This is a genomic window from Limosilactobacillus secundus, from assembly GCF_020784695.1.
GTDB lineage: Bacteria > Bacillota > Bacilli > Lactobacillales > Lactobacillaceae > Limosilactobacillus > Limosilactobacillus reuteri_F.
The window spans coordinates 44,349-60,245 of record NZ_JAJGUA010000022.1 but is presented as its reverse complement, the minus strand read 5'-3'; the positions used below and the strand labels follow the sequence as shown (position 1 = coordinate 60,245).

Here is a 15,897-nt window from a genome sequence, read left to right as displayed (position 1 = left end):
AACCTAACGGAATGCGACCTCCACCTATTTTTACATTTAACTAGTATCTATAATACCACAAGTTAGCTGCAATACAATTAAAACGTCTTATTTTACAATCAAGTTATCCAAGTTACCAATTAATGATGCTTGATGAGCCAAAATACTTAATTGGGCTAAACGATTCTTACGAATATCTTCATTCTTATCCATAATCATATTTTCATCAAAGTATTCACTAATTATTGGTGTTAAAGTCCGTAAGGCTGCAAAGTTTTCACTTACCGTTTGCTTATCTTCTTTAAGCAATTCTGAAACAACAGTATGCATCTTGTTTTCAGATGGATTTTCAAATAAATTAGGATCTACTGCAAGCTCATTAACTGGACGATTATCCTTCTTTGCAATCCGTAATACTCGGGTAAGAGCTTCGATATCTTCTTTAAAGTTATCATCATTCTTATGATCCTCAATAGTTTGAATAGCTTCAAGAACATTGGCAATATCATTTTGGCGGGTATCAGTCGCTGCATCAATGATATCGTGACGAACCTTTTGACCATGGAATAATTGTTTAATCCGGTCTAAGAAGAATGAACGGACTTCATCACTGTTTTTATTCAAATCAAAAGAAACATTGATTTCAGCATTTTCAAAGGCTGGAATAATTTCTGATTGAATATTTAATAATGGAAGGTGCCAACCACGATCGGCGATAATCCGGACAATTCCAAATGCCTGCCGACGTAAAGCGTAAGGGTCATTCGAACCACTTGGAATCATGTCAACCGCAAAGAAGCTCATAATACTGTCAAGTTTATCGGCAATTGCTAAGACCGCTCCAATCTTAGTTTGTGGTAATTCTCCTTCTGCAGAGATTGGCATGTAATGTTCGCGAATGGCTGTGGCAACATCATCTTTTTCACCGAACAACTTAGCATAAATTTCGCCCATAATTCCTTGTAATTCAGCAAATTCACCCACCATTTGCGTAGTAAGGTCAAATTTATAAATATGTGCTGCTCGATCAAGGTCTGCTAGTTCTTCATCCGAAAGATTCAATTGCTTACCAAGAACATTTGCAATCACTGCAACCCGTTGCATCTTATCATACATTGAACTGATCTTATCGTGAAAACTAACTTTCTTTAACCGTTCAACATATTGATCAATTGTCAACTTTTGGTCTTCTTGGTAGAAGAATTGGGCATCTTCAAGACGAGGAACAAGAACCCGTTCATTTCCCTTAATAACATTATCAAGGTAGTCTGTATTACCGTTACGAACCGAAATAAAGTGCGATAAGAGGTTACCGTCTTCATCTCGTACACAGAAGAAACGTTGGTTATCCTTCATGGAAGTAATTAAGACCGGATCAGGTAATGCTAAGTACTTCTCATCAAAAGATCCAGCAAAGGCAGTTGGCCATTCAACTAGGTTATTAACTTCCTCGAGTAAATCTTCATCCCAATCAACTTGCCAGTTGTTTTCATTAATAATTTCAGTAATTTGATCCTTAATTAACTCTTTTCGCTTTGTTTGATCAGCAATAACGAAATCATTATTTAAGGTTTCCTCATAATCATCAGCCTTAGCAATTTCAACTGGATGTCCTAAGAACCGGTGACCTTGTGTTTCTCGGCCGGCTTCAACATCTAAAATGTTAAATGGAACAACTTCTTCATTTAATAATGAAACTAGCCACCGAATTGGACGAATAAACTGTAAGTTATTGTAGCCCCACTTCATCAAGGTTGGGAAATTCATCGAAGTAATAACTGCTGGCAATCCTTGAAGGACTTCAGCAACAGTCTTTCCAGCAATATGCTTTTCAACAAAAACATATTCAACACCTTTTACTTCCTTGAATTCAATATCTTCAACAGAAGCACCTTGACCGCGGGTAAAACCGATTGCGGCTTTTGTCCAATTACCATCAGCATCTTGAGCAATCTTTTTTGCAGGACCCTTAACTGATTCATCAATATCAGGTTGCTTATCACTTAAGCCACGGATTAATAACGCCATCCGTCGTGGAGTTGCAAATTCTTGAATACTATCAAAAGTAATCCGTTGTTCTTTAAGGTACTTCTCAACGCGCTCGTGTAACTGTTTAATACTTGGTGTTACAACGTGAGCAGGCATTTCTTCAACACCGACTTCTAATAAATATGTATTTGCCATCTTACTTTTCCCCCTTTTGTGCTTTCTTAGCTGCTTTTTTTGCGGCCCGTTCCTTTGCTTTTTCCGCTTTTTTTGTATATTCTTCGACTGTCTTTTGACGGACTGCTTCATCATGAATTAATGGGAAGCCACGTTTACGCCGCTCTTCAACAAAGGCCTTTGCAATTGATTTTGCCATAATTCGAATACGGTGAAGGTACCCAGCACGCTCAGTAACCGAAACTGCACCACGCGCATCTAGCAAGTTAAAGGTATGACTACACTTTAAAACATAATCATAAGCTGGGTGAACTAGTCCAAGCTTAATCAAACGTTTAGCTTCCTTTTCGTAATCATTAAAGTCTTGCAGAAGCATGTCTTGATTACTTTCTTCAAACGCATACTTGGAATGTTCGTATTCAGGTTCTTGGAAGATATCACCATATAGAACCCCGTCTGCCCACTCTAAGTCATAAACTGAGTCAACGTTTTGAATGTATTCAGCCAACCGTTCAAGTCCATAAGTAACTTCGGCAGCTACTGGACTCATAGGTAACTCCCCCACGACTTGGAAGTAAGTAAATTGAGTAACTTCCATTCCGTCAAGCCAAACTTCCCAACCAACACCGGCACAGCCCATTGAAGGGTTTTCCCAGTTATCTTCAACAAACCGGATATCATGCTCTAAAGGATCTATTCCCAACTTTTTCAAACTACCTAAGTATAATTCTTGAATATTATCAGGAGAAGGCTTCATTAATACTTGGAATTGATGGTGTTGGTAAAGCCGGTTTGGATTTTCACCATAACGACCATCAGCCGGCCGCCGTGAAGGTTCAACATAAGCCACATTCCATGGTTCAGGACCAATTGCACGTAAGAAAGTGTAAGGACTCATTGTCCCTGCACCTTTTTCATTATCATAAGCCTGCATCAGCATACAGCCTTGATCTGCCCAATATTGTTCCAATGTAAAGATAATATCTTGCACGGTTAGTTTTTTCGTCATACTTTACTTCTCCTTTCAATGAAAAAGTCCCTACAGTACCAAATAATAGATACTGTAGGGACGAAGTTAATCGCGGTTCCACCCTACTTTTTTACATCTCTGTAAAACAGCTTAGTTTAAGCGGCTGTTAGAGTGCCAAAGATAAACAAATTACAAGGCTCGCACCATTCCCTGATCGCTGATTGGTTTATCCACAATCTCTGTCATTGCCAATATTCAATTAAACACGCTCTTATAATAGAAAAATATTTTACAAATGTCAATCGTTCATTGATAACTTTCCGATATTTTGTTCCCACTTATTCATTTGTCTAATAAAACGTTTTGCCTTCAAATTTAGACCGACCTCATTATCATAAAGAGTATCCAAAACTTGTTGAAGGCGTCGTTTGGTAGCTGGATTAATCCGAATAGAATTCAATTTTTGCAAGTTAATTGTAGCAAACTGTTGGAAATAATAAACAGTTTTACGGTCAAGATGGAGACGGTGCTCGTCAAGTGACCAGTGATTTTGGCAAAGCATCCCCCCATATTGTTCTGAGAAGTCTAACGCCAGATCATTGCGGCTACAAACAACACACCGATCCCAAATTGGCGCTACACCAAAAGCAACTAGCAGCTGTGTTTCAATAATATTTGTAATTACTTGCTCATCTAATCCTTTTTCGATTAAGTCTAGTGCTGCAGCAACTTGGTTAAACCAGCCACCAATGCTTCGACCGTCATTAAAAGCACTGTCAACTAGTGCCAAAATGTACGTAACATATGCATTTTTGCTAATGTCACCTGCAATCTTCTTGTATTGGCTAGTATCGCTGGCTGTATTAATAAAACTCAAGCCATTTTCATCAAGCGAGCCAATATATGTACCATGGGTGAATGGCAGGATATCAGCAGTCATGCGAAAGCCACGTTTCTTAGCATTTTTTACAAAAAACATCGCTGGCCCAATCTTATCAGTGAGCATTTTTATTAATAGATCTCGCTCACGATAATCCTGTCGATACATAATAATCCCAGTAAATTGTGTGGTTACGCGTGCCATGTAACCATCTTCCTTTTAATAGTCTTTATTCCGATAACCATAGTCTTTTAGCATTGCAGACTTATCACGCCAGTCAGGAACAACTTTTACCCATAATTGAAGAAATACTTTGTCACCAAGTAATCTTTCAATATCTTGACGGGCCATCGTCCCAATCTTTTTCAGCATTTTTCCACCCTTACCAATAATAATTCCCTTTTGGCCAGGACGTTCAACAATTATATTGGCTGAAATATGAAGATGGTTTTCATCCTCCCGCTTTATCGATGTTACATCAACAGCTACTGAATGTGGTACTTCTTGTCTTGTCAGCAAAAAGACCTTTTCACGGATCATTTCTGCAATCACAAAGCGTTCAGGGTGATCGCTTACTTGATCGGCCGGGTAGTATTGCGGACCATTAGGAAGAATTTTAATAATATCATTAATTAAGTTATTTACATTATTTCCCTGTAAAGCCGAAATTGGCACAATCCCCTTAAACGGAAGGGTGTCTTTATACTGGTCAACAATTTCCGGCAGATCATTGGGATTGATTTGATCGATCTTATTAACAACTAAAAAGATTGGCTGATTAACTTTCTTTAAGCGTTCAATAATAAAGTCGTCACCGGGGCCGCGCTTTTCAGTTGCACTCACAACAAATAAGACAGCATCTACTTCATCTAGTGCTGACATTGCTGATTTTTCCATAAAATCGCCTAATTTTGTAGATGGTTTGTGAATCCCTGGCGTATCAATAAAAATAATCTGTGCTTCTGGGCTTGTATAAATTCCTTGAATCTTATTACGCGTCGTCTGTGCAACATTACTCATAATTGCTACCTTTTGACCAACAACATAATTCAATAAAGTTGATTTTCCAACATTTGGGCGCCCAATAATTGCCACAAAGCCAGACTTATAATTTGGATTATCCATGTTAAAACTTCCTATCTAATAATTGCTAATATACGGGGGATAAAAATAATTAATCCCACCAAGACTGAAAATATCGCCGAAATCAGTACGCCACCAGCGGCTACATCTTTAGCTTTTTTTACATTTAATTCATAATGGTGATCAACAATCAAATCTGTAACAGCTTCGGTAACCGTATTAAGAAATTCGGATGTAAAAACAACAAAGATTGCCAATAAAATCCATAACCATTCCATTGCTGAAATATGCAATAAAGCCGACACAATAATGGCTGAACAGGCAGCCAAAAGATGGTAGCGCATATTACGCTCTTCACGTAATACTTGAATAATTCCATCAATTGCATGACAGATTGCTTGAAGTAAGTGATGATTTTTCTCAGTTTGATGTTTATCGCGTGAGCCCATAGCCGTCTAGTATCTCCCGTTGTAATTTAAACATTTTTTCTTCATCTACCGGTTCTTCATGATCGTATCCATTTAAGTGAAGAAAGCCATGGACAGCTAAAAAACCTAACTCACGATCAACTGAATGGCCCAAGAACTTTGCCTGTTCCGCTACTTTATCGATGGAAATAAATAAGTCACCAAGATTAACTGGAATTTCAGCAGCTACTTCGGGATCCATAATGATTGGTGTTTCATCTCCTGCTTCTTCTGCGGCAAAACTTAAAACATCAGTTGCCCGGTCAACATTACGATACTGAGCATTTAATTTTTTTATCTCTGGATTATTTACAAATGTTAAGGACATTTCAGTATTTTCTGATAAGGAAAGTTTTTTAGCAGCATATTGTAATAAATCCCTTACCATCTCCAATTGTTCATTTGGAAGTTGTGCTGTTGTTTGATCGAAAATTTCCAGATCCATCATTTTTCCTCTTTTTTCTCTTTGTCTTTTTCTGCTAATTGCTTTGACGTTTGATCCTCATAAGCAGTAATAATCCGCGCCACAACTGGGTGACGAACAACATCTTCCGCACTAAATTTAACAAACTTAATTGACTTAATGTTATTCAAAATTCGTTGCGCGTTTACAAGACCACTGCGCGTCCCATGAGGAAGGTCAATTTGTGAAACATCCCCATTAACAACCATTTTTGATCCAAAACCTAAACGGGTGAGGAACATCTTCATCTGGGCATTAGTCGTATTTTGGGCTTCATCTAAAATTACAAATGCCCCGTCAAGGGTTCGTCCACGCATATAAGCAAGGGGAGCAATTTCGATAATTCCCCGATCAATTAACCGTTGCGTATGATCAGCCCCAAAAATATCATTTAAGGCATCATAAATTGGTCGTAAATAAGGATCTACTTTTTCACGAAGATCACCCGGTAAGAAGCCTAGACTTTCACCAGCTTCAACTGCTGGTCGCGTCAAGATAATCCGTTCCACTTCGCCACGCTTTAAGGATGCCACGGCCATTGCTACTGCTAAGTAAGTTTTTCCTGTTCCGGCAGGCCCAATCCCAAATGTAATATCATTATGCTTCATTGCGTTAACATACTGCCGTTGACCAAAATTTTTTACGCGGATGGCTCTACCACGACGATCCTTAATAATCGTTTCACTATAGAGGTCAGCAAAGTATTCTAAGGTCCCTCGATGCGCCATCTTCATCGCGCTGACAATATCTGTACTATGAACACGAATCCCTTGATTTAACAACGAAATAAGGGCACGAAATACATCGATTGTAAGCTTAACATCTTCTTCTTGTCCACTTACTTTAAGATTTTCCCCAAATGGTCGAATCTCAACATCCATTCCTTGTTCAATCAGGCTGACAAACTTATCCTGCGTTCCTAGTAAACCAACTTCTATTTCTGGACTTTCAATTTGAAAAGTTTGTTCAATCGTTTTTTGTTCTCCCACCTATACAATCTCCTTTGATTTAGCAGATTTTATTTAATGATAATTATATCATAAATCACTTTTAACCTCATCACTGCAAGCTTTTCTAAGGGATCAAAGTTATTTTTCAAAATTAGCTTTAACTACTTCTCCACTATTAAAAGTTTTCGTTTTGCCGTCTGACAGACGAATTGTTAATGCACCATTATCTTCTATTTTTTTAGCAATCCCATTAATGACCTCCCCATTTACTAGCAAATCAACTTTCTGTCCTAAAATCATTGAGCCTTGGCGATATTGTTCAAGATACTGTGGATTATCGTAATCTGAATAATTATTAGCAATTGCCTCAACAAGCCGACTAACTAAAAGATTACGATCTGCTGGTGCTATTCCCGCCGCTTTATCTTTAAGACTCTTTGGAAATTTCTTTGTAGTTATATTTAAACCAATTCCTACCACTAAGGATGCTGTTGTCCCTGATTCAAGGTCTACTACTGCTTCTGTCAAAATTCCACCGACTTTTTTACGATCTAAATAAATATCGTTGACCCATTTGTAGCGAAAGTCTTGAGCAGGAAAAAATTGTTTAAGAACTTCCACAATTAAAACTGCAAAAGTTGTTGTCATTAACCCCGCTTGCAACGATCTCTCTGTTGGACTAGGCAAAATCATACTAAAGTACAATCCAGTTGCTGCCGGAGAGTAAAAAGACCGTCCCTGTCTTCCATAACCCGCAGTTTGATGATCAGCGATAAATACCGTTGGCGCAGTAACTAGGTGGTGACTCAAAAAAGCTTTCGCGACGCTTTGAGTTGAGCTAACCTGATTTTCAACGTAAAGACGATTATTAAAATGATTATGGGTATAAAAATCAATAATATCTGCATTCAATTGTGAGTTTCCGGTAAAACGGTATCCAAGATTTCGACGACTCTCAATATTATTCCCACTTTTTCGTAAACCATTGATAGCCTTCCAAACAGATTCACGACTAATATTAAATCGCCTTGCTAAATCATTTCCAGAAATCCATGAACCTGGTGTCGAAAGTAATTGCCATAAAATTCTCTGTGCTGTTGAATGAACCATTCTAATCATCTCCTTAATAAAAAACCTTAATGTGCCGTAAACGACGAGTAATTGAGACGGCAATAAGTGCTTTGATTGTATCGCCAAAAACAAATAAAATGTTTGAAGCCAAAGCAGCAATAAACGTGGTATGCAATTGGTTAGCTAACCATATCGCACCGACTCCTTCTGCAAAGATTACACCCCACAGCCAAACGATCAGGAATTCAGTTATCTTCTGCGTCATTCCGTAATGCCAACTCAATTTTAGACTAAGGCCAATCAATAATGGGACAAATAACCAGGCGAAAATATATCCGCCAGTTGGGCCTAACATCGTTACCATTCCGCCGCGTCCACCAGAAAGTAGTGGCAATCCAAGTACAACTAAAAACAAAAAGAGCCACACAGCAATTGTCCCTAATCTTGGTCCAAGTAATTCTCCAGCAATTATTATTCCCATGTTTTGCAAAACAATTGGCACCGGAATAAACCCCAACGGAATTCCTGGGACTGCTCCTAAAATAGCAATAATTGCCACCATCATAGCAACGCCAGTCATTTCACGAATTGACAAACTTATCTTTTCCTTAACCATCATCGCAATTCCTTTATTTTTGCATTAATTATATTCAATAGTAAACCTTGATTCAAGATACGGGTTACTATTGACGTAAAAAATTGAGGCTAATCATTTTCGATAGCCTCTTTTTACGAATATTGTTACGATATCGTGGAAATTAATTACCTTCTAAAATCTTCTTAGCATCTCTAATTTGTTGACGAACTTGATCAAAACCAGTTCCACCATAAGAATTTCGCCGTTCAACCGCCACTTTAGGTTGTAAGCAGGTATAAACATCTTCTTCAATTTTGGGCGAAATCTTTTTATATTCGTCTAATGGAATATCAACAAGATTTGTCCCTGTCTTAAGTCCCTTCAATACTAGCTCACCGACAATCTCATGCGCTTTCCTAAACGGAATTCCTTTAGCAGCAAGATAATCTGCTAATTCAGTGGCATTAGAAAAATCATGATGAGTTGCATGCTCCATGGCCTCTTTCTTTACTTGAAGGGTGGCAATCATCCCGGTCATGATCTTGATACTTGGAAGAATCGTCTTTACCGCGTCGAATAATCCTTCCTTATCTTCTTGCATATCCTTGTTGTAAGCAAGCGGAAGTCCCTTCATTGTCGTTAATAAGCCGAAAAAATCACCATAAACTCGCCCAACTTTACCACGAATCAATTCTGCCATATCAGGGTTCTTCTTTTGGGGCATAATCGAACTACCGGTAGAATATGAATCTGCCAATTCTAAATAGCCAAATTCATAACTACACCAATAAATCAGTTCTTCACATAGCCGTGACAGGTGCATCATCAAAATACTTGCGTTACTTAAAAATTCAAGGGCAAAATCCCGATCAGAAACAGCGTCCAGTGAATTATGGTATGGTTCAGCAAAGCCCAAATACTTTGCACTTAATTGTCGATCAATTGGAAAAGTAGTCCCAGCTAAAGCAGCCGCTCCTAGTGGTGATAAATCCGTGTGTTGCTGGTTAAATTCAAAGCGTTCAACATCTCGCTGAAACATTTGGAAATAAGCCATGAGATAGTGCCCATACGAAATTGGCTGAGCATGTTGCATATGAGTGTACCCTGGCATAATCGTTTCAACATTTTTTGCTGCTTTATCTACTAACTCTGCCTGTAATTTTTTCAATTCATTAATGATAATGGGCAACCGCTTCTTTACATATAAATGAAGGTCAGTTGCAACTTGATCATTTCTGCTCCGCCCAGTATGAAGCTTACCGGCAACGGGGCCAATTTCTTCTGTCAGCAATGCCTCAATATTCATATGAATATCTTCATTGTCAATCGAAAATGAGAGTCCTTCACTAGTTAATCGCTCACGTAACTTCTGGAGTCCAGCAATAATCTTGTCAGCATCATCTGCTGATAAGATTTGTGTTTCTTTCAACATTTTTACATGGGCTAATGAGCCTTCAATGTCTTCTTGAGCCATTTCTTGATCAAAACTGATCGACGCATTAAATTGGTTAACTAGTTGGTCGCCAGCTTCTTCAAACCGGCCACCCCACATTCTCTTAATAGGCATCGCTTGTATTCTCCTTTACTTTCTTTTTATTTTTGTTTTGTACTTGAGCATAGACTTTATCTGGTAATTCCCAAAGTTTAATAAAGCCAGTAGCAGCTTCTTGGTCAAATTCATCAGCGGAAGTGTAAGTTGCCAAGTTCTTATCATAAAGCGAATTTGGTGATTTCCGACCTTCACAGATTACATTTCCTTTAAATAATTTAACTCTTACCACGCCATTAACAACTGCTTGCGATTCATCAATAAAAGCAACTAAGGATTTCATTAATGGTGAATACCAAAGCCCGTTATAAATAATTTCACTCATCTTTTGTTCGATTAGTGGTTTAAAGTGCGCTACTTCCCGTTCTTGGGTCAGGTCTTCCAAGTCTTTGTGAGCTGCTAATAAAACGGTGGCAGCTGGGCACTCATAAATTTCCCGTGACTTAATACCAACGAGTCGATTTTCAACGTGATCAATCCGACCAATCCCATGACTACCAGCTAATTTATCAAGTTTCATAATCAACTGGTCAAGGGGCATTTCTTCCCCATCAATTGCTGTAGGGACCCCTTCATCAAAGGTAATTTCAATTGTGGTTGGAGTATCAGGTGCTTCTTCAACTGAAACTGTCCGATCATAAGCATCAGCCGGTGCCGCAGCCCATGGATCTTCAAGAATTCCACATTCATTTGCCCGGCCCCATAAGTTCTCATCAATTGAATAAGGACTAGCCTTTGTGATTGGAACAGGAATTCCATTATCCTTAGCGTATTGAATTTCTTCTTCCCGTGACCAGTGCCAATCCCGAATTGGATCTTCAATTTTCATATCAGGAGCCAAAGCATGAATTCCTGCTTCAAATCGTACTTGGTCATTTCCTTTACCAGTACACCCGTGGGCAATTGCGGTAGCACCATATTGGTTAGCCACTGCTACAAGTTTTTGAACAATTAATGGACGAGAAAGTGCCGAAACTAATGGGTACTTTTGTTCATACATTGCGTGCGCTTGAAGTGCAGGTAATACAAATTGTTCAGCAAAGTCGCGTTTTGCATCAATTACTACTGATTTCCACGCACCAACTTGGAGACCTTTTTTCTTAATTGCTTCTAAATCTTTACCTTCACCAACATCAATACAACATGCGATTACATCGTATCCTTTATTTTTAAGCCATGCAATTGCAACTGAAGTATCTAATCCACCAGAATAAGCTAAAACAATTTTTTCCTTTGACATAATCTCGTCCTCCATGTTCCTTAAAATTTATTGTTTATAAATATACGAGTTTAATGAATAAAAATCAATGGTTTTAGCATATTTTTTCAAAAAAAGCTCTATTTATGCAAAATATACACATAAAGTTGCATAAATAGAGTTAAATAGTAGTATAAATTTTAGTTCTGATAGTTAATTTGTTGTTCATTTTGAACTGGGTAAGTGATCAAATCTGAAGCTTCAAGGTCTTCTTTGTACATATCAATTGCATTAATTTGGCTGTTTTCGTAAGTCTTATAATAGTAGATTCCCTTGGTCATATTTACACCATCAGAATAAATCGAATATTCATATTGATTTGGAGCGACTTCATCCAAGCCCTTTTGTTGCTCTACAGACTGAAGGATATGGAAATAGTTAGTAATATTTTCTATTTCAGAATTACCGATTGGGGCATGCATCTTTGTAAAAGTTGCTTTCACAAAACGACTCTCTGAATCCATTCCACCTGGTAAGAAATGACTGCCTAATCCACGGCTATAAACTGGCAGATCAATTTCAGGAGCAAGTGTATTTTCTGGTGCAGATGGAGAGACGTTACGATAATTGCTAAGATTTAACAATTGACGTGGAAATTCAGGATTATTAGTTAAGACACCAACAGGATTATCATATACATTTAGACCCTTGTTAGTTGATTCAATTGTTACCGATGCTCCAGTCTTATCAGCAATAATCCAGTGAAGTGGAGCAGCTTGTAATTTAGCTGAGAAATTAAGGTTTGCAATATTTGCATTCGCTAAGATCTTCTTTGCTTCAGCAACAGATGATGCGGCAGCAAGAATATATGGAACCATTTCAAATGATGCAATGTTATCTTTTCCCTCTTGAACGGGGAAGAAATGAGCAGGGCCATCGAAATTAAGAGCAGCCATTCCTACTCCTTTTTCGTTTACGCCATCAAAATATAATGGATAATCATCACGAACAATTGACATTCCAATAATTGCATAATGATGCTCAAGATTTGGCATTTCACGAAATTCTAAAGTTTTGTTACGTGGGGTAATAACCACTTCTTGTCCTAAACTTACTTCCAAATCAAGATTTCGTCCAAAATAATGATCGCCTGCTGTATAAATAATTGACGTGCACATATAAATGCCCCTTTTCTTTTGAATATACCTTAATTCTAATTAAAAAAGAAAAAATGTACAGTAAAAAAGAGTATGAAGAGGCTTTATCTTCATACCCTCATTAATTACAGCTGATATTACTTACTCAATTGTTCTTTTACAACCTGATTAACTAATTTCCCATCTGCTTGACCTTGAACTTTGGGCATAACTACCCCCATTACTTGTCCAAAGTTCTTCATACTAGAAGCATTAAGTTCGTCAATTACTTCCTTAACAATCTTAGTAACTTCATCTTTTGATAACTGTTTTGGCATATACTTTTCAACAATTGCTAATTCATTTTTAGCTTGGTTGATTAGATCTTCTCGTCCAGCTTTTTCAAATTCTTCAAGCGATTCTTTACGCTGTTTATATTCACGTGCCATTACCGCAATTTCTTCATTAGCGCTCAAATCGTGGCCAAGTTCAATTTGTTCGTTTTGAACTGCTGCTTTAAGCATCCGGACAACGTTTAATGTTTCCTTATCACGATTTTTCATTGCTGATACCATATCTGACGTTAATTGTTGTAGTAAGCTCATTATTTATCCTTCTTTCATATAAAAAAGCTCTCACCAGGCAACAGGTGAGAGCACACATTTTTAGTAACGACGACCGCGCTTGTTCTTACGCTTCCGTGCCGCTTCAGATTTCAACTTGCGTTTTACACTTGGCTTTTCGTAAAATTCACGTTTACGGTATTCTTGCAATGTTCCGTTACGTGAAACTGAACGTTTAAAGCGTCGAAGAGCGTCGTCTAAAGATTCATTCTTACGAACGACTGTTTTTGACATGTTGATCCCTCCCTCCGAGCTTAAAGTTACGTATCGAGGTAGCAGGCATACTGCTTCCTTTTCACTACAAAAATTATTTTACCCAACATGACCTACCCTGTCAACATTACTTTTAAATAAAAATTTAAATTTCTTATCTCTTTCTTTTACGACTATTCTGTAAACTACGAAAGCGCTCTTAACCATTATACGGATTTGTGAATATTTATTCTATTTGTAGATTCAATATTGCATAAATAAACGCAATAGTGTATATTTAGTAACAATTTAATTTTACTATTCTTAAAGGAGTTATTAATTATGAAAGGTCTTAAACATTTATTACTGCTAATGGTAATGGCGTTTCCGATATTATGTACACCTATTACTGCATTAGCTGCTAACGAGAGCAGTTCAACTAGCTCTTCGTCAGCCAATAATTCATCGCAAATCGCTAGTAATGATTCAGTGCAAAAGATTAAACAAAAAGGAACATTGGTTGTAGGAATGAGTGCTGATTATCCTCCCTACGAATTCACAACTAAAGAAAATGGAAAAACTAAATATGTCGGCTTTGAAGTTTCTCTTGCTAAACAATTTGCTCAAGACTTGGGAGTAAAATTAGTTATTAAAAACATGGATTTTGACTCACTTCTGGTTGCACTGGAAACAGGTAAAATCGATGCTATTATTTCGGGAATGAACGTTACGGCTGAACGAAAAAAGAGCGTTGACTTCTCAAATACATATTATTCCGGCGATAGTTACTTCTTAATTAATAAAGGGGATAAAGATAAGCTAGTTAATGTCAAAAGTTTTAATGGGAAAAATGTGGGAGCACAAAACGGGACACTCCAATCAACCCTGATTTCAAAGGAAATGCCTAAAGCAAACGGCAAAGGGCTTGCTAAACTTTCTTCTCTAGTCATTGGCCTTCAATCTCATAAATATGATGGAATTTTAATGGATGCTGCTACGGCTAAAGCTTATGCTGCCAACAACTCAAATCTTTATGCTTTTAATTCGAAATTGCCAAATACTGCAGGCGGAATTGCCATGGCTTTTCCTAAAGGTGATTCTTCACTAGTTAATGCTGCCAACCAGACAATTAAAAAAGTTAATAAAGAGCAACTAATTAATAAAAAATGGATTCCTGAAGCTTCACAATATATGAAGAGTTATAAAAAGCAAAATACAGTTCTTAGCTATTGGCGTTACTTTGCTAAAGGGATTAAATATACATTAATCATTACAGTTGTCTCTGTTATTTTTGGTTTCCTATTAGGAACTCTCTTTGCACTAATGCGGCTTTCAAAGAACAAATTCTTACATTCAATTGCTGTTTGCTACATTGAATTTCTTCGGGGTACGCCAATGATGGTTCAAATCATGTTTGTTTACTTTGGAATTGGCGCAATTATTCAATCACTTCCGGCCCTCCTCGCTGGGATTATTGCCGTTTCACTAAATTCCGGTGCCTACGTTGCTGAAATTATTCGTTCTGGGATCCAATCCATTCCACTTGGACAAACAGAAGCTGCTCGAAGCTTGGGGATGAGTAAAAGTGAAACATTCAGATATGTGATTATGCCACAAGCACTTAAAAATATTTGGCCAGCACTTGGAAATGAGCTTATTACCTTATTAAAAGATAGTTCATTAGTTTCTGTGATTGGGGTTTCCGAATTAATGTATCAAACACAATTAGTGCAATCAGCAACTTATAAAGGAGTTTTACCTTTATTTATCACAATGATCATCTACTTTATTCTCACGTTTACGCTATCCAGGATTTTACTTTACTTTGAAGGGAGAATGAAACATGCCCACTAAAATGATTGAAATTAAAAATTTGCAGAAAAAATTTAAAAATAATATTGTCTTAAAAGATATTTCAGAACATGTTGATAAGGGCCAAGTAATTTGTGTGATCGGCCCTTCAGGAGCAGGTAAAAGTACTTTTCTCCGTTGCTTAAATGCACTCGAACAACCAACAAGCGGACAAGTTCTTTTTGAGGGACAGAATCTGATTGGCTTAAATGATAAAAAACTCGATCAGCTGCGGGAAAAGATGGGAATGGTTTTTCAAAGTTTCAATCTTTTTCCTAATATGACAGTCCTTAAAAATATCACCATTGCACCAGTTAAAGTAAAAAATATCAATGAAAAAGAAGCAGCTAAAACTGCGATGGAACTACTAGAAAAAGTTGGTTTAAGCGATAAGGCCCACCAATATCCTGATCAACTCTCAGGAAGACAAAAACAGCGGGTTGCAATTGCCCGTGCCCTTGCGATGAGTCCAGAAGTAATGCTCTTTGACGAACCAACTAGTGCTCTTGATCCCGAAATGGTTGATGAAGTACTAAAAGTAATGCGGGACTTAGCAAAATCTGGGATGACAATGGTAGTTGTTACACATGAAATGGGATTTGCTCGTGAAGTAGCAGACCAAATCTGGTTCATGGCAGATGGGTATATTCAAGAAGCTGGTAATCCAAAATCTTTCTTTGCCCACCCTACTAGCCCACGGGCACAAGACTTTCTGAAAAAGATTTTAAAATAAAATAATCCTCGC

Annotated in this window: 16 protein-coding genes; 2 read left to right on the top strand and 14 right to left on the bottom strand. The window is 37.6% G+C overall.

The features are described 5' to 3' along the window. Positions 1-87: 87 nt before the first annotated feature. From glyS to rpsU, 14 genes are all read right to left on the bottom strand, one after another. Entirely contained in the window at positions 88-2,163 is a 2,076-nt protein-coding gene (gene glyS / locus LMB57_RS00820) for a glycine--tRNA ligase subunit beta (RefSeq protein WP_229272149.1), read from the bottom strand. 1 nt (position 2,164) lies between these two features. Further along, positions 2,165-3,151 carry a glycine--tRNA ligase subunit alpha gene (gene glyQ / locus LMB57_RS00815; protein WP_229272150.1) on the bottom strand — a complete coding sequence of 329 codons (987 nt, stop codon included), beginning with the start codon at positions 3,149-3,151 and terminating at the stop codon, positions 2,165-2,167. 259 nt (positions 3,152-3,410) lie between these two features. After that, positions 3,411-4,196, bottom strand: coding sequence for a DNA repair protein RecO (gene recO, locus LMB57_RS00810; RefSeq protein WP_229272151.1), 786 nt, complete (start codon positions 4,194-4,196; stop codon positions 3,411-3,413). Positions 4,197-4,211: 15 nt separating this feature from the next. Beyond that, entirely contained in the window at positions 4,212-5,117 is a 906-nt protein-coding gene (gene era, locus LMB57_RS00805) for a GTPase Era (protein ID WP_229272152.1), read from the bottom strand. An 11-nt stretch (positions 5,118-5,128) separates the two neighbouring features. Continuing rightward, a complete protein-coding gene (locus LMB57_RS00800; protein WP_229272153.1) occupies positions 5,129-5,524 on the bottom strand; it encodes a diacylglycerol kinase family protein in 396 nt (131 codons plus the stop codon). Then, entirely contained in the window at positions 5,508-5,987 is a 480-nt protein-coding gene (gene ybeY / locus LMB57_RS00795) for an rRNA maturation RNase YbeY (RefSeq protein ID WP_229272154.1), read from the bottom strand. The genes LMB57_RS00800 and ybeY overlap by 17 nt, the downstream gene beginning before the upstream one ends. Then, entirely contained in the window at positions 5,987-6,994 is a 1,008-nt protein-coding gene (locus LMB57_RS00790; protein ID WP_229272155.1) for a PhoH family protein, read from the bottom strand. Before LMB57_RS00790 ends, ybeY begins: the two co-directional genes overlap by 1 nt. 99 nt (positions 6,995-7,093) lie before the next feature. Then, the gene (locus LMB57_RS00785; protein ID WP_229272156.1) at positions 7,094-8,065 is read right to left on the bottom strand and encodes a biotin--[acetyl-CoA-carboxylase] ligase; all 972 of its coding nucleotides are present in this window, start codon (positions 8,063-8,065) and stop codon (positions 7,094-7,096) included. Between the two features lie 13 nt (positions 8,066-8,078). Continuing rightward, entirely contained in the window at positions 8,079-8,642 is a 564-nt protein-coding gene (locus tag LMB57_RS00780; RefSeq protein ID WP_229272157.1) for a biotin transporter BioY, read from the bottom strand. 142 nt (positions 8,643-8,784) lie between these two features. Beyond that, a complete protein-coding gene (argH, locus tag LMB57_RS00775; protein ID WP_229272158.1) occupies positions 8,785-10,170 on the bottom strand; it encodes an argininosuccinate lyase in 1,386 nt (461 codons plus the stop codon). Continuing rightward, positions 10,160-11,392 carry an argininosuccinate synthase gene (locus LMB57_RS00770; protein ID WP_229272159.1) on the bottom strand — a complete coding sequence of 411 codons (1,233 nt, stop codon included), beginning with the start codon at positions 11,390-11,392 and terminating at the stop codon, positions 10,160-10,162. The genes argH and LMB57_RS00770 overlap by 11 nt, the downstream gene beginning before the upstream one ends. Positions 11,393-11,550: 158 nt before the next feature. Beyond that, a complete protein-coding gene (gene bsh, locus LMB57_RS00765) occupies positions 11,551-12,528 on the bottom strand; it encodes a choloylglycine hydrolase (RefSeq protein WP_229272160.1) in 978 nt (325 codons plus the stop codon). A 116-nt stretch (positions 12,529-12,644) separates the two neighbouring features. Then, positions 12,645-13,091: a GatB/YqeY domain-containing protein gene (locus LMB57_RS00760; protein ID WP_229272161.1), complete on the bottom strand. Its 447-nt coding sequence runs from the start codon at positions 13,089-13,091 to the stop codon at positions 12,645-12,647. A 60-nt stretch (positions 13,092-13,151) separates the two neighbouring features. Beyond that, positions 13,152-13,343, bottom strand: coding sequence for a 30S ribosomal protein S21 (gene rpsU, locus LMB57_RS00755; RefSeq protein WP_003665847.1), 192 nt, complete (start codon positions 13,341-13,343; stop codon positions 13,152-13,154). Positions 13,344-13,643: 300 nt separating this feature from the next. Between rpsU and LMB57_RS00750 the strand changes: the two genes are divergently transcribed. Continuing rightward, positions 13,644-15,155 (top strand): ABC transporter substrate-binding protein/permease, encoded by a 1,512-nt coding sequence (locus tag LMB57_RS00750; protein WP_229272162.1) that lies wholly within the window; start codon positions 13,644-13,646, stop codon positions 15,153-15,155. Further along, positions 15,145-15,885, top strand: a complete 741-nt coding sequence (locus LMB57_RS00745) for an amino acid ABC transporter ATP-binding protein (RefSeq protein WP_324255211.1) — start codon at positions 15,145-15,147, stop codon at positions 15,883-15,885. Before LMB57_RS00750 ends, LMB57_RS00745 begins: the two co-directional genes overlap by 11 nt. Positions 15,886-15,897 lie beyond the last annotated feature (12 nt).